General features: G+C 64.6%; 22 protein-coding genes and 1 pseudogene. 15 read left to right on the forward strand and 8 right to left on the reverse strand.

Annotation, left to right across the window (positions count from 1 at the left end; genetic code table 11):
- The first annotated feature begins 6 nt into the window (after window positions 1–6).
- From A5760_RS21770 to A5760_RS21805, 8 genes are all read left to right on the forward strand, one after another.
- Window positions 7–507 (forward strand): hypothetical protein, encoded by a 501-nt coding sequence (locus A5760_RS21770; protein ID WP_231122701.1) that lies wholly within the window; start codon window positions 7–9, stop codon window positions 505–507.
- Complete coding sequence (locus A5760_RS21775) at window positions 504–1,982, forward strand: dihydrolipoyl dehydrogenase family protein (protein WP_064884602.1); 1,479 nt, start codon at window positions 504–506, stop codon at window positions 1,980–1,982. Before A5760_RS21770 ends, A5760_RS21775 begins: the two co-directional genes overlap by 4 nt.
- Before the next feature lie 90 nt (window positions 1,983–2,072).
- Window positions 2,073–3,002: an NADP-dependent oxidoreductase gene (locus A5760_RS21780; protein ID WP_231122712.1), complete on the forward strand. Its 930-nt coding sequence runs from the start codon at window positions 2,073–2,075 to the stop codon at window positions 3,000–3,002.
- A 53-nt stretch (window positions 3,003–3,055) separates the two neighbouring features.
- A complete protein-coding gene (locus A5760_RS21785; RefSeq protein WP_064884606.1) occupies window positions 3,056–3,445 on the forward strand; it encodes a Rid family hydrolase in 390 nt (129 codons plus the stop codon).
- A 20-nt stretch (window positions 3,446–3,465) separates the two neighbouring features.
- Complete coding sequence (locus A5760_RS21790) at window positions 3,466–4,107, forward strand: nitroreductase family protein (RefSeq protein WP_231122702.1); 642 nt, start codon at window positions 3,466–3,468, stop codon at window positions 4,105–4,107.
- A gap of 88 nt (window positions 4,108–4,195) precedes the next feature.
- Window positions 4,196–5,629, forward strand: a complete 1,434-nt coding sequence (locus tag A5760_RS21795) for an MFS transporter (protein ID WP_064884680.1) — start codon at window positions 4,196–4,198, stop codon at window positions 5,627–5,629.
- Window positions 5,630–5,848: 219 nt separating this feature from the next.
- Window positions 5,849–6,271 (forward strand): MmpS family transport accessory protein, encoded by a 423-nt coding sequence (locus tag A5760_RS21800; RefSeq protein WP_196772161.1) that lies wholly within the window; start codon window positions 5,849–5,851, stop codon window positions 6,269–6,271.
- The gene (locus A5760_RS21805; protein ID WP_064884612.1) at window positions 6,268–9,204 is read left to right on the forward strand and encodes an RND family transporter; all 2,937 of its coding nucleotides are present in this window, start codon (window positions 6,268–6,270) and stop codon (window positions 9,202–9,204) included. The genes A5760_RS21800 and A5760_RS21805 overlap by 4 nt, the downstream gene beginning before the upstream one ends.
- A 34-nt stretch (window positions 9,205–9,238) precedes the next feature.
- On the opposite strand, the gene A5760_RS26355 is transcribed toward A5760_RS21805, so the two are convergent.
- Window positions 9,239–9,448: a ferric uptake regulation protein gene (locus tag A5760_RS26355; RefSeq protein ID WP_082279565.1), complete on the reverse strand. Its 210-nt coding sequence runs from the start codon at window positions 9,446–9,448 to the stop codon at window positions 9,239–9,241.
- Window positions 9,449–9,807: 359 nt separating this feature from the next.
- On the opposite strand from A5760_RS26355, the gene A5760_RS21810 reads away from it, so the two are divergent.
- The 6 genes from A5760_RS21810 to A5760_RS21835 all read left to right on the forward strand — a co-directional run bounded on the left by A5760_RS21810 (window position 9,808) and on the right by A5760_RS21835 (window position 13,488).
- Entirely contained in the window at window positions 9,808–10,575 is a 768-nt protein-coding gene (locus tag A5760_RS21810) for an SDR family NAD(P)-dependent oxidoreductase (RefSeq protein ID WP_064884614.1), read from the forward strand.
- Window positions 10,576–10,697: 122 nt separating this feature from the next.
- A complete protein-coding gene (locus A5760_RS21815) occupies window positions 10,698–11,228 on the forward strand; it encodes a cupin domain-containing protein (RefSeq protein WP_231122704.1) in 531 nt (176 codons plus the stop codon).
- A 92-nt stretch (window positions 11,229–11,320) separates the two neighbouring features.
- A complete protein-coding gene (locus A5760_RS21820) occupies window positions 11,321–11,632 on the forward strand; it encodes a hypothetical protein (RefSeq protein ID WP_064884615.1) in 312 nt (103 codons plus the stop codon).
- A gap of 149 nt (window positions 11,633–11,781) precedes the next feature.
- The gene (locus A5760_RS21825; protein ID WP_231122705.1) at window positions 11,782–12,219 is read left to right on the forward strand and encodes a GNAT family N-acetyltransferase; all 438 of its coding nucleotides are present in this window, start codon (window positions 11,782–11,784) and stop codon (window positions 12,217–12,219) included.
- A gap of 101 nt (window positions 12,220–12,320) precedes the next feature.
- Window positions 12,321–13,070 carry an SDR family oxidoreductase gene (locus A5760_RS21830; RefSeq protein ID WP_064884619.1) on the forward strand — a complete coding sequence of 250 codons (750 nt, stop codon included), beginning with the start codon at window positions 12,321–12,323 and terminating at the stop codon, window positions 13,068–13,070.
- Window positions 13,071–13,116: 46 nt separating this feature from the next.
- Window positions 13,117–13,488 carry a cupin domain-containing protein gene (locus A5760_RS21835; RefSeq protein WP_064884621.1) on the forward strand — a complete coding sequence of 124 codons (372 nt, stop codon included), beginning with the start codon at window positions 13,117–13,119 and terminating at the stop codon, window positions 13,486–13,488.
- Between the two features lie 263 nt (window positions 13,489–13,751).
- Here A5760_RS21835 and A5760_RS21840 read toward each other — a convergent pair whose 3' ends face one another.
- The 6 genes and pseudogenes from A5760_RS21840 to A5760_RS21860 all read right to left on the reverse strand — a co-directional run bounded on the left by A5760_RS21840 (window position 13,752) and on the right by A5760_RS21860 (window position 18,800).
- Window positions 13,752–13,982, reverse strand: a complete 231-nt coding sequence (locus tag A5760_RS21840) for a hypothetical protein (protein WP_064884623.1) — start codon at window positions 13,980–13,982, stop codon at window positions 13,752–13,754.
- A gap of 115 nt (window positions 13,983–14,097) precedes the next feature.
- A complete protein-coding gene (locus tag A5760_RS21845; protein ID WP_269199202.1) occupies window positions 14,098–14,673 on the reverse strand; it encodes an N-acetylmuramoyl-L-alanine amidase in 576 nt (191 codons plus the stop codon).
- 259 nt (window positions 14,674–14,932) lie between these two features.
- A complete protein-coding gene (gene murQ, locus A5760_RS27840) occupies window positions 14,933–15,835 on the reverse strand; it encodes an N-acetylmuramic acid 6-phosphate etherase (protein ID WP_064884686.1) in 903 nt (300 codons plus the stop codon).
- A gap of 81 nt (window positions 15,836–15,916) precedes the next feature.
- A pseudogene (locus A5760_RS27845) lies at window positions 15,917–16,711 on the reverse strand (BadF/BadG/BcrA/BcrD ATPase family protein); the annotation flags it as partial.
- Entirely contained in the window at window positions 16,639–17,007 is a 369-nt protein-coding gene (locus tag A5760_RS21855) for a VOC family protein (protein WP_064884625.1), read from the reverse strand. The pseudogene A5760_RS27845 and the gene A5760_RS21855, both read right to left, overlap by 73 nt.
- 113 nt (window positions 17,008–17,120) lie before the next feature.
- Entirely contained in the window at window positions 17,121–18,800 is a 1,680-nt protein-coding gene (locus A5760_RS21860) for an FAD-dependent oxidoreductase (RefSeq protein ID WP_064884626.1), read from the reverse strand.
- Window positions 18,801–19,076: 276 nt separating this feature from the next.
- On the opposite strand from A5760_RS21860, the gene A5760_RS21865 reads away from it, so the two are divergent.
- Entirely contained in the window at window positions 19,077–20,405 is a 1,329-nt protein-coding gene (locus tag A5760_RS21865) for an adenylate/guanylate cyclase domain-containing protein (protein ID WP_064884628.1), read from the forward strand.
- Window positions 20,406–20,428: 23 nt separating this feature from the next.
- On the opposite strand, the gene A5760_RS21870 is transcribed toward A5760_RS21865, so the two are convergent.
- Window positions 20,429–20,887 carry a GAF domain-containing protein gene (locus A5760_RS21870; RefSeq protein WP_082279566.1) on the reverse strand — a complete coding sequence of 153 codons (459 nt, stop codon included), beginning with the start codon at window positions 20,885–20,887 and terminating at the stop codon, window positions 20,429–20,431.
- Window positions 20,888–20,918: the final 31 nt, after the last annotated feature.

The raw sequence follows: 20,918 nt of genomic DNA on the forward strand, positions 1-20,918 counted from the left end.
AAGTCCATGCGCACCCCTGATCCGATCCAAGTTGTCCGGATGGCATTGCGGTTCTCGCTGGCGGCGTCCTTTCTGTCCGCTGTTGCCGACCGGTTCGGTTGGTGGGAGCCGTTTGGGCAGGGTAGCTGGGGGAGCATGGCCCGCTTCACCGACTATGCCCACCAGCTGGTTCCGTTTGTTTCTGGATGGTTATTGACCTTCATTGTGTGGGCTGCTACCGCCGCCGAAGCGACCCTGGGGGCCTTGCTGATCGCGGGCTGGCGCCCGAAACTCGTTGGCGCGGCAACTTGCTCGTTGCTCATAATTTTTGGAACCGCGATGGCTGTGTCCCTCGGTATGGAATCACCGCTTAGCTACAACGTCTTCTCTGCGGCAAGCGCAGCCGCGGCCTACGCCATACTCGGCACATCATGGTCCCCACATACCCCTGGCGCCAAACACCACGGGCGCCTTGTCCAGTCGCGAACACAGCTGGACGCACCGATCATCGGGAACGAGGGTAGATGAAAGCTGGTAAAGACTTCGACGTGATCGTCGTAGGTGGCGGTGTGGGTGGAGTGGCCGCAGTGCGGAAGCTTGCGTCCATAGGCCTTTCGGTAGCGCTCGTTGAGGATCGTCTATTCGGTGGAGAGTGTCATTACTGGGGCTGCAACCCGAGCAAAACGCTACTTCGCCCGATCGAGGTGTTCAATCTCGCGAAGGCTGTTCCTGGTGTGCGAGAAGCCATTTCGAAGTCAGAACTGGATGTTGCGGCCGTCTTCGCGAAACGCGACACGATCATCGAGCACCTCTCGGATCAAGACAGAACAGCATCACTGCGGCAAGCCGGTGTAGCAGTGTTTCATGGGTTCGGCCAGTTGAGCGGCCAACGAACAGTGCGCGTGGCCTACACCCTGGGGGATACCACCGAAGCCGTCCTGACCGCACGCCACGCGGTCGTGCTGGCCACCGGCACTCGTCCTAACGTGCCGGAGATACCTGGGTTGGCGCAAGCACGCCCGTGGACCAATCGGGACTTGACGACGATGACAGAGGTGCCACCCCGCGCGCTGGTGGTGGGAGGCGGCCCCGTCGGCGTCGAATTCGCGACCATCCTGAACGGTTTGGGCTCCGCGGTAGCCCTTCTGGTACGTGGCAACACCCTGCTTCCCAACTGCGAACCCGAAGCCCGTGAGCTAGTCGCGCAGTCACTGCGAAGCAAAGGCGTCACGATTCACTTTGAGACAGAGTTGTCGACGGTAGCCCGCCCCGTGGCGGGCGGCCCCGTCACCGCGACTTTCCACCGTCAGACCGTCGAGGTAGACGAAATCGTCCTGGCGGCCGGACGGCGCACCAACACCGACAACATCGGGCTGGAAACCCTTGGCCTGCCAGGCGGCGGGTTCGTTTCTGTGAACGACCATCTACAGGCGGTCGGCGTCGCGGGCGGCTGGCTCTACGCGCTGGGAGATACCACCGGGCGTGCTCGGCTGTCTCATATCTCCACCTACCACGGCCGTGTCGTGGCGGACATCATCGCGGCCCGAGCCGCAGGGCGAGAACTGTCCGAGGACGAGTTGATCGCGCGTGATGCCGGCAGTCTTGCCCAGGTTATCTTCACTGAGCCTCAAGTGGCCTGGGCGGGGCGCACGGAAAGTCAGGCTCGAGCAGAAGGGTTCGTGGTACGGACGCGAACCGCCCGTTACCCCGGCACACTGTCATTTCTGTCCCTTTTCAGGGATGGCTTCCAAGGGTGGGCGAAGCTGGTCATCAACGCCGAGACCAACACATTGCTCGGAGCGACGTTCGTCGGCCCGGAGTTCTCGGAACTAATTCAAGCAGCCACCCTGGCTATCGTCGCGAAGGTCCCGGTCAGTCTGCTACGCCATGCTGTCGCGCCGCATCCGACGGTTAATCAGGTCTGGGATCTGCTGGTCGCCCAAGAGTCCGACCATGCCCCGTTACTGAAAAACGGGACGCAGAAAGCACAGAAGAGCGCTTAAGCGAATCGCCTTACCCATCAAACCCGTTAGACCTCGATCCTTGAGAGGAACCACAATGACCTACGACTGGCCGGTCGTCTCCCTGTGACCATGCTGGTAGCGGGGGTCCGCACGCTCGGCGGCAAAGTGGAGATGCTCGACGTGGCCGACCCGCGACCGTTGGCAGCGGACGAGGTCCTCATCGACGTTCGGAGCGCTGGGATTGGCAACTGGGACAACATCATTCGTTACGGTGGCTGGGACGTTGGCACGAGGCCGCCGCTGGCGCTCGGCGTCGAGGCTGCCGGAGTCATCAAGGCCGTTGGTAACCGTCCGAGCGGATTCAGTGTGGGCGATGAGGTGCTGTGCCACCCGGTGCCGCTGCGCGACCAAGGCACGTGGGCACCGTTTCTGATCGCACCCGTGGGATCGCTCGCCCACAAGCCGCCCGCGATTCCGTGGGAGACCGCAGCGATCTTTCCGGTGCCGGCGTTGACCGCCGAGCAGGTGGTCGGCGAGGCGTTGGCCCTTCACGGTGGCGAAACGTTGCTCGTTCATGGCGCGGGCGGAATCACCGGCGGGCTCATTGTCCAGCTGGCCGCCCTGCGTGGTGCCGATGTGCTCGCCACCGCCGGCCCGCGCAGCGCCGACCGAGTCCGCGGGCATGGCGCCCGCGAAGTAATCGACTATGGCGATCGCCTGTGGCCACAGCACGCAAAGGCGTTGGCACAAGGCCCTATCGACGCCGTCGCCAACGCGGCCCCCGGAGGCGCTGCTGCGGCGATGACCGCGCTTGCGGACGGCGGCCGACTGGCCACCATCACCCCCGACCCGCCCGCACCCACCCGCGGCATCAACGTAACCGCGGTCTACGTCCGTTCCGACGGCGCTCAACTCGACCGCCTGACCGCGCTACTCGCCTCCCGCCGGCTGAGCATGCCGACCCCGCGCTCCTGCGGCCTGGATCAGGCCGCCTCCGCCCTCGCGCACGTCGTCGCAGGCTACGAGTCCAACGGGGTGGTCATCACGAAAGACATATAACGAAGCTCGCCATCACACGCCGAAAAAATCTCCCACCACCAAGGAGTCTCGAGATGACCACCATGACCCGGATCCGTACCGGAGTGGCCGATCACATCGGCAAATACGCCGACGCTGTCGTCGTATCCGGCGGCGGCACACAGATTTTCGTTTCCGGAACGCCCGGGGTACGCGAAGACGGCACCCTGCCCGAGGACTTCACCGACGAAGCCCGGCAGTGCTGGGCCAATGTCGAAAACGCGCTCGGCAAGGCAGGCGCCAAGCTCACCGACATTGTCTACATGCGCCAATGGGTCACCAGCCGTGACAATGCGTCCGCCTACCTGGCGGTGAGCAAAGAGATCATCCGCCACGAACCCGCCGCCATGTTCAGCATCATCGACGGGCTGGTGTGGCCCAACATCCGCGTGGAAGTCGAAGTCACCGCCATCCTGCGGTCATGAGCGAGTACCCCATCGTCGACTTGTCCACCGACGCGCTGCTGACCACGACGCGCTCGGTGCGCAAACGTCTCGATCTGACCAAACCTGTTCCCATCGGCCTGATCCGGGAATGCCTGGAGATCGCGGTGCAGGCACCGACGTCGGCCAATGTGCAGAACTGGAGCTTCATCGTCGTCACCGATGCCGAACAGCGTCGCGCGATTGGTGATGTGTACCGCCGCACATGGGACTTGATTGTCGCGTCCCCTTTCGCGGTCGCTGATCGGTTCAAGAACGACCCCGCGCGCAATCGCGAGCAGCGCAAAGTGTCCGACAGTGCGGCGTATCTCGCCGAGCACTTTTGCGAGGTTCCCGTGTTGATGATCCCGTGCGTCGAGGTCATCGACGGTGACGGCAGGCTGACGGCCGAAAACGCCAACCAGTATTGGAGTTCGGTCATGCCCGCCACTTGGAGCTACATGCTCGCCGCGCGCTCTCGGGGCTTGGGAACCACGTGGACCGGGGTGACCATAATGGCCGACGACGAGATGCGGGCCATCCTCGGGCTGCCCGACAACGTCTATCACGCCACGACCATCCCCACCGCGTACTACACCGGCACGACCTTCCGCCGTGCCAAACGGATTCCGCTCGACGACGTGCTGCATTTCGACCGATGGTGAGCCGCAACAGGTTTAGTGCCCAGTCATCATCACGCGCGCAACGGCGCCGGCAGTGACATTGCGCGACGCGGCACCGACCAGCCGTGCGATGGTGGTCGCGGTGATGGTGTCGATGGTCGCGTTCCTCGACTCCACCGTGATCAACCTGGCTTTGCCGGCCACCGAGCACGACCTTGGCGGCGGCCTGGCGTTGCAACAATGGATCGTCGACGGCTACCTGTTGGCGATGGCCGCCGCGATTCTGCCCGGCGGGTCGATCTCGGATCTGTTCGGACGCGTCCCGGTGATGCGGTTCGGGCTGTTGGCTTTCGGGGCGGGGTCGGTTCTGGCGGCGGTCGCCGCCTCACCCGCGATGCTGATCGCCGGGCGCCTCATCCAGGGCGTGGGTGCTGCCTTCCTCGTGCCGGGCTCGCTGGCGCTGATCAACACGGTGTTCGACAAAGCGCACCAGTCCGCGGCGATCGGCGTCTGGACCGGGTGGACAGGAACCGCCTTCGCGCTGGGCCCCCTGCTGGGCGGATTGTGTGTCGATTTCCTCGGCTGGCGTTGGATTTTCGTGCTGTCGGCCATCCCCATGGCGGTCGGGTATGCGCTGACGTTCTGGCTGTGCCCGACGTCGGGGCGGGTCGAAGGAGCCCGCGTCGATACCGCCGGGGCGGGTCTGTCGGCGGTCGGGCTGGCCGCGACCGTGTACGCGTTGATCGAATCGCAACGCGACGGCTGGACCGACCCGATGGTCATCACACCGTTGGTGATCGGGATGGCCGCACTGGCCGCCTTCGTGAGCTGGCAGTGCCGCAGCAGGCGCCCGATGATACCGTTGCCGCTGTTCACATTTCGCAACTTTGCCGCCGCGAATCTGGTCACCGCGTTCGTCTACGGCGCGTTGACTCTGGCATCGCTGGCCATCGCCCTCTACACCCAAGAAGTCGGCGGCTACTCAGCCACCGCGGCCGGACTGGCCACCCTCCCGATCCCGGCGCTGTCATTCGTGTTCGCCCGTCACGTCGGCCGCATCGCCGCACGCGTGGGACCGCGCGCGTTCCTGATCGCCGGCCCCGCCATAGCGGGGATCGGGCTGCTGCTGATCCGCCCGAAACCCAATGGATTCCACGCGATCACCGACCTGATTCCCGGGATGACCGTGCTGGCCATCGGGCTGGTCGCGACTATCACACCGCTGATATCGGTGGCGTTGGCCTCGGTCCCAACCGAACACAGCGGCCTGGCGTCGGCCATCAACAACGCCGTCTCACGACTCGCCGCGCTGATGTCGATCGGGTCGATCGGCCTGATCAGCGTTGGCACGGTGAGCGCCACCGGATTCGCCCACGTGTTAGAGGTCAGCGCCGCACTATTCGCCCTGGGCGCATTGTGCGCCGCGCTGTTGATAACCAATCCGCCTGCCGGGTGCCAACCTGTGCCGTGCGACATCGCGGCGTTGTGCCGTGACCGGCCCGGTGTGCAACCGGCCCTGGCCAGCAGCCCTTCGGCCGCAACCGAATCCGTCCCTCCGCAGTAGTCGTTTACGCGATCGCCGAAAGGTAATAGTGAGAAACACTGTAACCGAGGGGTTTGACGGCCGCGAGCTGGAGATGGTGGACAAGATGCTGATGCAGCGCCGCTCTGGCGACCACCCCGGGAATCAACTCGACCGCTATGGCGTTCGGCTAGCCGTGGCGCACTCGAAGAGATGCCTTAATATCAGCCCATCGAGCATTCCTGATCGGGGGGCACGGTGTTGACGCTTCTCAAGCGGGCATGGGTTCCGCTGGTCGTGACAGTGGCGCTGATCATCGGCGGCGTGGCAGTGCTCCGACTCAATGGCGTCTTCCCGGGACCTGGCCTGCCCAAGCCCGATCCCCGGGACGCGACCCCGCCGTATGCGGCCAAGACCGCCATCTACGAAATCCTGGGACCGCCCGGGACGACCGGCGTTGTCAACTGGATGGACGCGGACTCACTACCGCAGAAGGCCAGCTTCACCACATTGCCGTGGTCGAAGACGATCGTCGCCCAGATGCCCGGCATCTTCGCCTACGTCGTCGCCCAAGGTGACAGTCCTTCCATCGGCTGCCGCATCACCGTCGACGGCAAATTGGTCGATCAACAGCAGGCCAACACCCGGGACGCGCAGGTTTCCTGCTTGGACAAGTCCGCGTGACCGACGACACGAGCGACACCGACAGAATCCCCGTCGCGCAACCCACCACTGTTGAGCACAAACCGCGTCTAGCCCGCACAATCCGCGTTTTGGCGCTGCCGATCATCGCGGTCTGGCTGCTGATCGCAGTCGGCGTCAACGTCTTCGTCCCACAGTTGGAGAAGGTTGCCGAGGAGGTCTCGGTGCCGCTCTCGCCATCCGACGCGCCGTCGGTGACCGGGATGAAGCACATCGGAGAGAAATTCAAGGAGTACGACTCCGACAACCTCGTCCTGGTGACCCTGGTCGGTGACAAACCTCTCGGCGAGGACGCTCACCGGTTCTACGACGATCTGGTCACGAAGCTGCAGCAGGACCACGAACACGTCGAGCATGCGCTGAATTTCTGGGGGCAGCGATTCACGGCCTCCGGTGTCGAGAGCTACGACCACAAGGCCGCCTATGTCCAGGTCAACCTGCGCGGTGACCAGGGCGGAGCCATCGGCGACAAATCGGTGGCCGCGGTTCGCCAAATAGTCGCGGATTCGAAGCCGCCGGCGGGGGTGAAGGCCTACGTCGCCGGTCAGGGAGCCCTGACGGCCGACACGATCGTTGTCGGCGACGCGAGCCTGGCCAAGATGACGATCATCACCATCATCATCATCGCGATCATGCTGATGTTCGTCTATCGATCCATCGGCACGGTGTTGCTGACGATGGTCATCCTGTTCGTCGGACTGGCCACCGGCCGCGGGGTGGTAGCGCTGCTGGGCGAGACCGGCATCATGGGGCTGTCGACCTTCGCCGTCAACTTGCTGACGGCACTGGCCATCGCGGCGGGTACCGATTACGCGATATTCATGGTGGGCCGCTACCAGGAGGGCCGCGAACGGGGGCTGGATCGGGAAGCCGCCTACTACGACACGTTCGCCGGGGTCACCAAAGTGGTGCTGGGTTCGGGTTTGACGATCGTCGGGGCATTGGCGTGTCTGAAATTCACCCGGCTGCCGTACTTCAGTTCGCTGGCGTTTCCGTGCGCAGTGGGTCTGCTGGTGGTGGTGGCCGCCGGGGTCACGCTGACGCCGGCGCTGATCGCCTTCGCAAGCGGCTTCGGCCTGTTCGACCCGAAGCGCGAGTTCAACTACACCCGGTGGCGCCGCTTGGCGACGGCCATCGTGCGGTGGCCGGCGCCCATCCTCGCCACCTCCGTCATCCTGGCGATCGTCGGCGCAATTGGCTTGATGGGCTTCACTCCGCGCTACAACGACCTGTACTACCTGCCGCAGAGTGCTTCATCAGTGAAGGCGTACACCGCGGCCGATCAACACTTCACCCAGGCCCGATTGAACCCGGACCTACTGATGATCGAATCGGACCACGATCTGCGCAATCCCAGGGACATGCTGGTCCTGGACAAGATTGCCGGCGCCATTTTCCGGGTGCCCGGCATCGAACGGGTGCAGAGCATCACCAGACCTCTCGGTCCGCCGATTCAAGACGGATCCATTCCGTTCCAGCTCAGTGTGCAAAGCGCGCCGATCCGCAGCAACCTGAACTACCTGAAGGACCGCGTCGGCGACATCAAGAAGATCACCGGTTTCCTCGACACTCAGATCGCACTGTTGGAGCGCCAGTACGCGGTGACCCAGAAGCTCGCGAACGCCGCGGACGACAGCTCGAAAACCACGGGGGAGACGGCGGCTATCACGGACGAGATTCGAGACCACATCGCGGATTTCGACGACTTCTGGCGACCGATTCGCAGTTACTTCTACTGGGAGAAGCACTGCTACGACATCCCGATCTGCTGGTCGCTACGAAGCCTGTTCGACGCCCTGGACGGGTTCGATCAGCTGGCCGAAAAGTTCCACGCCCTCACTAGCGACCTCACCAACACGGCTGCGGCCACGCGCGAATTGCTGGCAATTATTCCCGAGAATATCGCTGTCTCGAAGTCGATCCGGGATACGACGCTGACCATCTACAGCTCGTTCGACAGTCTGATCGATCAGTTCGACCGGCTAACCGACACGAACGCCGTGATGGGCAAGTCCTTCAACGACTCTCAGGTGGAGAGCCTCTTTTACCTGCCACCCGAGATCTTCCAGAACCCAGACTTTTTGCTGGGGTTGAGCTTGATGGTGTCGCCGGACGGCAAGGCCGCTCGCTTCATCATCACTCACGCAGTGGATCCGGCGACCACAAAGGGAATCGCGTCCGTCGATCAGGAGCGTCAAGCGGCCAAGGAGGCCTTGAAACTCACCTCACTGGAAAATGCCGACATCTACCTCGGCGGTACGGCCGCGACGTTTTACGACATCGCCAACGGCGCGAAGTATGACCTGATGATCGCCGGGGTGGCCTCGATCGTGCTCATCTTCATCATCATGGTGATCGTCACCCGCGCGTTGGTCGCAGCGGGTGTCATCGTCGGCACCATCGTGATGTCGCTGGGGGCAGCATTCGGGTTCTCGACACTGATCTGGCAGCACCTTGGGAATTTCCAGCTGCACTGGGTGGCAACAGAATTCGCGTTGATTGTGCTCTTGGCCGTCGGGTCCGATTACAACCTCATGTTGGTGTCCCGAATCGAGGAGGAGATCGGAGCCGGCCTGAAAACGGGACTCATCCGCGGCATGGGCGTGACAGGCCCGGTGGTGACTGCCGCCGGTGTGGTGTTCGCCGTCACCATGGCCACGATGATCACCAGCGATCTCCGGGCGATCGGCCAATTCGGCACGACGATCGGCATCGGCCTGTTGTTCGACACCTTTGTCGTCCGATCGCTCATCACGCCGTCGATCATGACGGTGATGGGACGCTGGTTCTGGTGGCCGAAGCGGGTACGCGTCCGCCCGGCCAGCCAGATGCTTCGGTCGGTGGGGCCGCGTCCGTTGGTTCGTGCCCTCTTGTACCACCCGCGGCACGGGGTCCCGTCGGATCCGCAGACGTAGCATCAGCCGCGTCGCCGATTGCGGATTGTGTCGGCTAACGCGCCGCCTTGGCGGCGTCGCGCCGAGCCTTCTCCTTCGCGTGGGCCGAGCAGCAATGCCCCATATCGCAATGGAACCGGTCACTACAATCATGCGAACAATAGACTGATGCGGCCGGAAGCCATTCCGGATCGGACAGCTCGCGCGGCCGGTCGTTCGGATCGAACGTATGGCCGCAATGTACGCAGACCTTGGTCTTGGCCATACCGCTCAGGGTACGCGCTTTAGCCCTAATTCGAAGCTGTTTCAGATCGAGGCAAACAAACTAGTTTCGCAAAGCAAATGGCGTGCAATTGAAGGTAACCACCGCATTTACGCGAACGAAATTAACTATCTTCACCGCCCTATTCATTCACGCTTCGCCGCACGGCGGCGCATTACTCACCCGGGTGAATGGGTGGTTGGGGTGATGACAGCTCACCCGGGCCGGCCGCAGTCTCAGTACGAGCACGGCCCGGCGCGATTGTCACTCCGGGGCGTCCCAGCAGAGGGCGTTACGCGTCGTCGAAACGAAGAGCGGCGTCCACTCATAGCCGTCAGGAGAACCAGGAAGGGACCCCGAGTATGCATTTTGATGGCAAGAAGGTCATTGTTGTCGGCGGTAGTGCCGGCATGGGCCGGCAGGTCGCGATCGACATCGTCGGTCACGGCGGTAGCGCGGTGATCGTCGGACACTCGAAAGCGCGCGTCGACGACACCGTCGCCGACCTGACGAGCCACGGCGAAGCCTGGGGCATCGCCGCCGACCTGACGGACCGCGCGACGGTCGCCGACGCGCAGCGCGCGCTTTCGGAGAATCACAGCGATGCGACGCTGCTGGTGAACGCGGCCGGATTCTTCATCCCGAAGCTGTTTCTCGCCTACGACTCGCAGGACTACGACTCCTACATGGAGCTCAACTTTGCGCTGTTCTTCCTGACGCAGACCGTCGTTGCGGGGATGATCGCCCGCGGCGAGGGCGGGTCCATCGTCAACATCGGCAGCATGTGGGCGCATCAGGCGATCGGCGTTACCCCGTCGACCGGGCACTCGATGCAAAAAGCCGGGCTGCATGCGCTCACCCATAACCTGGCCATCGAGCTGGCCGGGCACCAGATCCGCGTCAACGCCGTAGCACCGGCCGCCGTCAAGACGCCCGCTCTCGAGCGGTGGGTCCCGAAGGACGAGATCGACTCCACCCTGGACACTTTCGCGCCGATTCATCCCCTGGGGCGAGTCGGCACCCCCGCCGACGTATCCAACGCCATCAGCTATCTGCTCTCCGACGCGGCCAGCTGGGTCACCGGCGCGATTCTCAATGTCGACGGCGGCATCATGGCTGGTCGCAACTAACCCGATGGAGTTCCTGGGGGCGTTAGGAAGCCAGTCTGAAACCCTCTGGCGCGCAGGACAATTGACTATACCCTCAAAATCTAGTGTTCTTTGAAAATAGAAGCAGTCGAGGAGAGATTGCAGTGACAATCGATATATTGAGGCCAGGCGGCCCGCCGGCCAAGTCTGTCGGCCGCACCGAAGGCAAGTCCGTGTTCAATGGGACGGTCGGTGTCCGCCACATCCTGGATAAGTTTCAGGCGGAAGGGCGTTTCTCAGTGCTCGAGCATCCAATGTCACCCCGAGCGCTGGCCGCACCACTTCATCGCCACCACAATGAAGATGAGTACAGCTGGATCATCGAGGGACGCGTAGGCGCTTTGCTTGGCGACGAGGTGCTCTACGGCGGACCAGCCGACTTCATTTTCAAGCCACGAGGCCAATGGCATACATTCTGGAACGCGGGCGATGAGCCGGCCCGCATCCTGGAGATTATTTCCCCCGCAGGATTTGAGCAGTTCTTCGACGAACTTTCTGACCTCGGCGGCATAGACAAGATATCGACAGAGACGCTAGACGAACTCTGTGCGCGGTACGAGCTGGAGATGGACGTCGACAGCGTCCCAGAACTATGCAAACGGTTCGACTTGAAATTCCCCGGTGAACCTATTTGATAATGAACCGCGGGGTCTGAAATCCCTGTATCCCCAAGCAAAGTCGGCGGGAAGGCCAGCCGTGCGCCAGCGAAACATCAAGGAGGACAACCATGGACGGCGATTACGACGACCCGGGGCCCGATAACACCCTGGGTCCCAGCGAATCTCTGGACTCCGACGAGGTGCGCAACGACGATGGTGACATCGTGGTCGACGCACCATTGCGCTGGATCTCGCCTAAGGAAAATCTGACGCTGGATAAGCGCCTAGCCGCTGAGGAGCCCGAGTTCGACTACACCGAGGAACCGCCGCTAAGGCCCCGGCGCCACCGCGGTCAGATCAGTGGCAGCCCACACGACGGCCCATCGTTCTACGGTGTGGCGCGCGAAGAGTTTGACCAGGACGACGAGGACGTCGGCTGACCGCTAGCCCAGGTCCCGTGCGCCAGTTGGTGATCAAGGCATCACTCTCCAGGATGATTCCGAACACAATTCGCTGCTGACTGGATTGACAGGCAGTCACCGACGAGCGAGGCCGGGCAACAGCATGAGGACGCGGCTGCACGAGCTTGATGTGCGCCGAGTTGCCGCCTGTGATGACATGGAAGGGATTTTTGACTGTGAGTGAATCACCAACGCCGATGGGCAGTATCGAACGCAGTGCTCAACATGGACTGCTGACAATCATCACCGACAACACCCAAGAAGGGCGGTTCGAGGCCACCGTAGACGACCAGGTGATTCGTCGGCAGCCCTACCGCCGCTACCGCGGCCACATCGTGTTGATGGCCACCGAAGTCGATACGCAATGGCGTGATCGGGGTGTCTCCTCAGCGATGATCAGTGGTGTGCTCACACTGATCCGCAGGGCGGGGCACACGGTTATTCCGCGGTGCAAGATCACGGGTGACTACATCCTGCGCCATCCTGAATACCGGGATCTGGTGACGGACCAATATCAGGGATTGCTCCGCCCGGTGTCGCGGCCCGCTGCGCCCGACAGCACCTAACCGGGCTGCGCCGGGCGCGAGGGATCGTTGCAGGAATTAGATCGGCGGCGGAAGGCACGAAACCGAAGTGACCAGTTGAACGCAACTTTGAAAGGTTCATCATGAAGATCGTAGTCATCGGCGGTCGCGGGCTGATCGGCTCGAAAGTCGCGTCCAAGCTCAGCGCGCAGGGCCACGACGTCGTCATCGCCTCACGTCGATCAGGTGTCGATTCGTTCACCGGTGAAGGCCTTGCCAGCGCGCTCGCCGGTGCGGATGTCCTGGTCGACGTCGCGGATTCGCCAGAGTTCGACGATGAACCTGTGATGCGCTTCTTCACCACCACGACCACGAATCTCCTTGCAGCTGAACGGGAAGCCGGAGTCGAACACCATGTGGCGTTGTCGGTGGTGGGTGCGCAGGTCATGCCAGATAGCGGCTACAACACCGCGAAAGCGGCCCAGGAGAACCTGATCAGGGAATCGGGCCGGCCTTATTCGATCGTGCGAGCGACTCCCTTCTTCGAATTCGCGGTTGGTTTGGCCGATTCCGCGACGGAGGGAGACATTGTCAGGTTGCCGCACGCGTTGTTTCGTCCTATCGCCGCCGACGATGTCGCCACCGCCGTGGCCCGCGCCGCTGTCGGGCGTCCAACCAACGCAGTGACGGAGATCGCTGGACCCGAGGTAATGAGGATGGACGACTTTGTCCGTAGGGGCCTTGCCGCCGATGGTGATCGACGTCGGGTCGTGACCGACGCCCGGGCGCCATACTTCGGTGCGGTGATCGACGATCGCACCCTCGCGCCCGACGAGAACGCCACCATCTTCACTACTCGATACTCCGACTGGATCGACGCGCGCCGCAGTTAAGGAGGCTGAACCGTTGAATACGACTGACTCGGAACCGAAATCAACCATGACCGTGTTGCAGGAAGTGCCGTCACCGTTGATTCCACAAGACGCCCATGTGATGACGGTTCTCATCAAACATCCACCGGGCGCTCCCGGTTACCCACCACATCGCCTTCCCGGCGGTCCGGGATTCGGTTACATGATTGACGGTGAGATGTTGCTCGAGCTCGAGGGTGAAGCGCCACGCGTCCTCCGGGCTGGAGACGCGTTCTGGGGACCCGGCGGCGACGTGATCCACTATCGGGACGCCAACAACCGCACAGACATTCCGTGCAGCTTCGTCCTCACGTTGGTGTGCGTGCCAGGGCAACCGATGCTCGAACGGGTTACCGACGAGGAGCTTGAGGAGCGAAAGGGACTGCGCGTCACCAGCTGACTGGCTCGGGCATCCGATCAGCAGCCGACGAAGCTGCCACCTGCGGGGCAGCTGGGGATGCTGACAATAGGAACGCAACTCGACGTCGTCGTTGAGACGGCGAACGCGAACACCAGCGCTAACAGGACCTTCTTCCCCCTGGTCATAGCTGGGGAGTGTACGTCCAGGGCCGAAATCGCCGTGGCGATTTCCGCAAATCAGCCCCCGGTTAATCGCCAGGGGCTTCGTGGTTGTCTCGGTCTGCCAAGGGGATCGGTCCGCGACTAGGAAGCGTCGCGCAGGCGGGTCTCCACGTCCTTGATTCCCTGGCGCAGGTGTTCGGCCAAGGACCATTCCTCACCGCTATGGGCATCGCGTAACGCCATGTCTACTGCCGATTTGGCCTCCGAGAGGTGTCCCCGTCGTTCCTCTCCCTGAGCGGTGATGGCATGAAGGACGGCCTTCACGGCCTCCTGGCAGGCGTTGGCGAAACCGCTGAAATGTGTGACCGACATGCTGACCCCTTTTTTGCGCGTGTTCAGCGAAATGCCCGCTGTTGCGGGACTACAAACATTCCGGCGATTCGAGTCCCGGCCGGCTCCGCCGACGAGCGCCTCAGGGGAGCAGGGGTCAGTTGCCGGCCTCGATTGACGCGACTCTTGCCGCCGCGTCGGGACCGCAGAAGCGCTGGAGGTCCACTCCGCCCCCGCCGAGTAGGTCGTCAATGCGGCGCTTGAGGGCGCCCGACGAAAGGTGGGTGTACAGGTTTGCACCCGGGCAAGAGGTTTGGGCCAGATCCCGATGGCCCGCCAGCGTGCCGGTCGAAATGTGAAAATTCTGAGCCGCCCATGCGAACGCGCGAGCTGCTCCCTGGAGCTGGGCCTCCGGCACCGCCTCTTGATCGAAGTCTCCTTCGCAGAGGACCAGGAAATGGCCCGTCGTGTCGTAGTCCGTCGCGGTATCGCCCGCGATCTCGGTGCTGCGCAGTTCGTAGATGTTGCCATTGCGGTCGACGCCGACGTGATAGGCGATGTCGATCCAACCGTGCTGGTCCTGGTGATATCGCTGATCTTGGCGGAGATGGCTTGGGGCATTGCGGTTTTCGCCGAGGACGACGGCCTCATGGTGGAGAGTCATCCGGGTGATGGTGTGGCGCTTCCCCCCGGAGCGGGCCGGTCGCGCGCCCCACGCGTCCCGGCATAGCAACAGTGCCGAATCCGCAGCGGTCAGGCTTGCACCGATTGTCGACGTCGGGGGAGGAGCCGGAGCCAAAGGTGGCTTCGGGCGGGTCTCAGAGGTCGTCTCAGATGTCGCACTCGAACAGCCGCCGACCAGGGACGCCACGCCGGCGCTGCCGGCCACCATCAGCAGCTGACGGCGGCTGACAGGAGCTGGCCGGCCGCACGCTGGCTCACACACGGTCCTCACGATACGGGCGTGACGCACGCCCGTGGGACGCCTTCATTCATGTCCCGCCGAGGGCGTCCCGCACGCGTCCACGCGCCCGGTCGAGCCGGGCGGCGGCCTCGGTCGTGTCGACGCCCTTCAGCAGCGCCACGATCGCCGTCTTGGCGTGACCGCCCGCGGCGGCGAGCGCGGCGGTCGCGGTCTCCTCGTCGACGCCGGCCGCGTCGCGGACGATCCGCACCGCCCGGCGGCGCACCTTCGCATTGGTCGCGCGCACGTCGACCATCCGCGGTCCGTACGCCTTGCCGAGTGCGATCATCACGCTCGTCGAGAGCGCGTTGAGCACCACCTTCTGGGCCGTGCCCGCGGTCAGCCGCGTCGAGCCGGCGAGCACCTCGGGCCCGGTCAGCAGCTCGATCAACACGTCGGCGGACGCCTCGCTGCCCGGGTTGTTGACGATCGCGACGGTCAGGGCACCAGCCGCGCGCGCGTGCTCGAGCGCCCCGAGCACATACGGGGTGCGGCCCGACGCCGTGATCCCGACAAGCGCGTCGGCGGCGGTGAGGTCGGCGAGATCGGCGTGATCGAACGCGTCTTCGGCGCCCTCGATCGCCTCGGTCAGCGCCGCCGGTCCACCGGCGATCACGCCACGCACCAGGTCGGTGCCGAACGTCGGCGCGCATTCCGCCGCGTCAAGCACCCCGAGCCGCCCAGGTGTCCCGGCTCCGGCGTAGACCAGGCGGCCGCCGCGCTCGAGCCGCGCGGCGATCGCCTCGGCCGCCGCCGCGATCCGCGGGACCGCCGTGGCCACCGCGCCGTGCGCTTCGGCTTCGGCTGCGACGAGCAGCGCGACGACCTCGGCGATGGGGCGCGCGTCGAGATCGTAGAGGTCTGGCCGAACCGCCTCGGTGGCGAGCGCATCGAGCCCTTGTGGAACAACGGCTTTCGCATCCTCGTGCACGCGAATCACATACGGCTCGTGGATTGCCCGTAGTTGCAGCGCGCCGTCGAGCGCATCGCCGGCGGCCGGGATGAGATCCAGCTGCGCGCGCAGCGCCTGGACTCCCGCTAGTCCGCCGACCATCGCCACCGGGCCATCCCCGGCCGCGCGGGCGGTCGCGGCGAGCGCCTCGGCGGCGGCGCCGATGATCGCCAGCGCCGCGGCGTCACCCTGCGCGGCCAGGACGTCGGGCGCGAACGACGCGAGTGCGGCTGCACCGGTGAGCTGCGCGGGCCAGGTCTTCGGGACGCCGAAGCGGGCGCGGGCGGCCTCGAGCAGCGTGGTGGACGGTCCGCGGCCGTCGTGAGCGCGCAACGCCGCGCGCAGCCCGGCGGCGCCGATCCACGCGCCGCCGCCCTCGTCGCCCAGCCAAGGGCCCCAACCGTCGGCCGTGCGCAGCGCGCCGTTCGCGTCGATGGCGAGCGCCACGACGCCGGTGCCCACGATCAGCACGACGCCCGGCTCACCGTTCAGCGCGCCCGCGTGCGCGATCACCGCGTCACTCGTCACGGCGACGCGTTGCGCCCGAAGCGATTTCAGCAACGCGTCGGCCAGCGAGCGCGTTGCGTCCGGCGCCGCGAGCGCCCCCGCAGCGCCCACGATCACCTCGTCGACCGGGCCGAGCTCGCGTGCAACTGCCAGAATCGCCGCCTCCGCGGCCCGTACGCCGCCGGGCGCCGCGAGCCCCGGCGCGCCCGCGCCCTCGGCCCTGCGGCCACCTGCCGCGGCCCGGCAGGAGGTCTTACCGAGGTCGACTGCGAGGATCACCGCAGCTTCTGCGCGAATTCGATGATGTTGCCGTCCGGGTCGGCGATGTGCAGCGTCCGTTCGTGCCATGGCCGATCCACCGGTCCGCTGAGAATCTCGACACCGAGCCCACGCAACCGTTCCGCTTCCGCGTCGACGTCGTCGATCAGGAAGCCGATCTCACCGCAGGGCGGGTTGCCGCCCTCGCGACCGATGAGCTCCGGCAGCTTCGAGCGTTCGAAGAGCGAGAACTTCGTGTTCTCCATTTCGAACTCGACATAGCCGTCGCCCTCGATGCGCACCCGAAGACCGATCACGTCGCGGTAAAACGCCACCGATCCGCGCAGCGACTCGACATAGTGAATGACGTAGTCCACACGACGCATGAGGGCACCGTAGCGGTTTCCGCTATGAGCGGTCCCCCGCCCTCTTGCGGCCACTGGCTACCTTGCGCGGTGCGACACGAGGTGTGCGCGCTACGGACGGCTGACAGGTGCGACTACGGATCGCCGAGCGGGATAGGCGCAGGACAGCCGTGTCTAGCTGGGAGCTGCAGGAAGCGATGTACGAGGGCGATCGCTATGCTGCCTTCACCGACCGATGCCGCGACGCGCTTCACTGATCCCGAGCGAATATCGCCGACTGCGAAAATCCCGGGGGCGCTCGTTTCCAGAGCGAACGGCTCACGATCGACGTTCCACTGTCCCGCTTGCATCGCTGCGGTCCCTGTCAATACGAATCCGTGCTCGTCGCGCGATATCTCGGAGGGCAGCCAATCTGTCGTCGCTTCGGCGCCGATGAGCACGAAGAGCACGCTTGCGTCCCGCCGAGATGAGATACCCGCCCTTCGATCGATCACCTCGATCGCCTTGAGTTCTTCGTCTCCGTGCACGGCGACGACCTCGGATCGCGTCTCCACCCGGATGTTCGCCTTTGTCGCAATCTGCTGGATGAGGTAGTGAGACATGCTCTCGGCGAGCGACTCGCCCCGCACGAGGAGCGTGACCGATCGGGCGTGGTTGCTGAGGAAGACGGCGGCTTGGCCGGCCGAATTACCCGCACCAATCAAATACACATCGTTGCCCTGCGCCAGGCCCGCGTCGCTACGCGCCGCGCCGTAGTAGACACCGGAGCCGACGAATCGATCGATCGAATCGACCCGGAGTCGTCGCCACTCCACACCCGTCGCAAGCACGATCGACCTCGTTCGGAGAACATCGCCGCCATCCAGCGTGACGGTCATGTCGGTGGGGTCGATGTCTTCCACCTGACGGGTCACGACGATCTCGGCACCCAACCGTTTCGCCTGCTGCAGCGTCCGCGCTGCGAGGTCGTCACCGGAGATACCGAACGGGAAGCCTGTGTAATTCTCGATCCGGGTTGAGGTGCCGGCTTGCCCGCCGGGAGCGAAGGATTCGATCAGGCCCGTCTGCAGACCCTCGGAGGAGCCGTTGACCGCCGCCGTCAGACCCGCCGGGCCGCCGCCTACGATCACCACGTCGTAATGCGACCGGTTTGGCTCGACCGTCAGTCCAGCGGCCTTCGCAACCGCGCGCATCGTCGGGGTAGTCAGTCGCGTGCCGTCGCGCAGCATCACCGTCGGACAGGCGGAGGGATTGCCTCCGGCGCGTGCGAGCGCTGCAGGATCGTCCGGGCCTAGGCGTTCGAAAGGAATCTGGTTGCGGTGGAGAAAGACGCCACAGGCGTGCACTCCGGGGTCGACGCGCGGGCCGATCACGAACATCGCTGGCTCGCGCGGGTGCGCGGTGGCCCTTTTGAGCATCTCCATGCGCTCCAACGCGGCGGCACCGACCGTTTCGGAAATTTGGGGGGCCATGGCGGCGAGCGTGTGAAACACCTCGACCGTCAATTTCACTACCCGCGACGGCTCGACGGCTCGCATGCTGGCGGGCAACGGCGTACCGAGTGTCATCGGAATCTCGCCTCCGACTTCGCCCGGAAGCCGTTCGCCGATCACTTCCTCGACTCCGTTCACCAGCTTCGTCAGCTCGGCTTTACCTTCGACCACGATCGCCAGGGACCTTCCTTCGCCCTCGTGGCCCACGTACTCACCGGCGACGAGGTGGATGTCCTCCACGGCGCCAGCAAGGTACTCCAGTTCTTTGTCCCCCAGCGTCGAGAAGAGCGGAATGGTGGCCAGCTCTTCGATGGTGAACACGGTTGCCTCCCAATTCCTTCGCGGGAGGCCGCTGATCCACGAGCGGCTTCGCGTGCGATGTCGAAGTTTCTATGCAGGAATCGTCCACCGCACACCGTTGGCGGCGCATGAGGCATCCGCCCCAAAAAAGGCAGGACCTACCCAGACCGGCGGAGGTTCAACTGCTGCAAGACCTTGGCGGAGACGTTCGCGTCAATATTGCCCTGCATGCGCGGCCGTCGTTGGCGGATCGCCCGGTGGCACCTGGCGTGGCCCACGCAGGCGTAAGGTTCGACCATGAACGCCCCGCCGGACATTCACTATGCCAAGAGCGGTGGCCTCAACATCGCGTTCTCGGTGACCGGAGAGGGTCCCGACCTCGTCGTCGCGCCCGGCTTCATCTCGCACCTCGACATCATGTTGGAGGAGCCGTCGGTCGTTCACTTCTACTCGCGGCTCGCGTCCTTTCGTCGCGTCGTCACCTTTGACAAGCGGGGCACCGGTCTCTCGGATCCGGTGATGCACGCGCCGACGTTGGAAGAGTCCGTCGATGATCTGCGCGCCGTCATGGACGCGGCCGGATGTGAACGCGCCGACCTCGTGGGCGTTTCGGAGGGTGGCACGATGGCGATGCTGACAGCGGCCGGCCATCCCGATCGCGTGAATGCGCTTGTCCTATATGGCTCGTTCTCCCGTCTGCTCCGAACGACGGACTACCCGCTCGGCGTCACCGAGGAGCAGCTGTCGGCGTTGGTTGAGGTGAGTGCGAAGGGCTGGGGTGAGGGCGTCGGATTGGGTGCCTGGGCTCCAAGCCGGCGGGGCGACGCCGATTTCCGGCGGTGGTGGGCGCGGCTGCAGCGCGTGGCCGCCAGCCCGGGCATGGTCCGCAACATCTTCGCGCTCTATCCGCAGCTGGACATCCGTGACGTGCTGCCCGCGATCCAGGCGCCGACGCTCGTGGTGCACCGGCGCGCCGACCGGATGGTGAGGTGCCAGATGGGTCGCTACCTTGCCGACCGCATCCCCGGGGCCAAGTTCATCGAGATCGACGGCGCCGACCATCTGTTCTTCACTGGCGACGCCGATGCGCTGCTCGATGAGGTCGAGGAGTTCCTTACCGGCGTCCGCCCACAGCCGGCGGTCGAGCGCGTCCTGGCCACCGTGCTGTTCACCGACATCGTCGACTCCACAAAGCGGGCGGTCGAGCTTGGCGACCAGCGATGGAAGGAGCTGCTCGGCAGGCACGACGTCCAGGTACGGCGCCAGCTCGCACGATTCCAGGGTTGTGAGGTCAACACGACGGGCGACGGCTTCCTCGCCCGGTTCGACGGGCCCGCCCGCGCCATCCGCTGCGCCATGGCGATCCGCGACGTAATGCGGAGCCTGGGCCTCGAGGTGCGGGCAGGCGTCCACACGGGTGAGGTCGAGTTGCGCGACGACGACATCAGCGGCATCGCCGTCCACATCGCAGCGCGTGTGGCGGCAGCGGCCGGGGCCGGCGAGGTGCTCGTTTCGCGCATCGTCGTCGACCTGGTCGCCGGGTCGGGCCTCAGCTTCGCCGCTCGCGGCGAGCACGCCCTCAAGGGTGTGGCGGGCGAGTGGGGGCTGTTCGCCGTCGAGGGTTGACGGGATACGGCTTCCGCCGTGCTCTAGGTTTCGGCCGGCTGATGTATCCGCGAATCCCAAATCCGTTGTGTCTCCACACCGACCGAGGGGTTGTCGATCTCCTGGAAGTTCCGTCCACCTCGATTGAATGTGGCGACGACGGCGGCGGGCGCATCCTGTTCCAGGATTGGGATGGACAGCCACTCGCAGGGGCGTATGTGCACCAAATCCACCGCCTTAGCGGTTTTGCCGGGGTCGTAGCCGTAAGGCCCGGAGATGCGGCCCAGCCAGAACCAGCCGTGCGTGTCGCGGGTCCAGACGAACGAGCCTTCGTCGAGCTCGGCGAATCGGGCGACCCGACGGGCAAGCCGGCCCTGTTCGGCTGAACTGCTCACAAGTCGGCCAAACCCGCACACGCCGAGCCGGCGAGCGCGATCGATGGTGGCTTGTGGCTCGACGGCAGCGTTGCGGGATCGCATCGGCGCGCGGTAGACGGCGACCATGAGAGACATGGTGCCTCGACGCTGCAGCCGA

It is taken from the genome of Mycobacterium colombiense (assembly GCF_001665835.1).
GTDB classification, from domain to species: Bacteria; Actinomycetota; Actinomycetes; order Mycobacteriales; family Mycobacteriaceae; genus Mycobacterium; species Mycobacterium colombiense_A.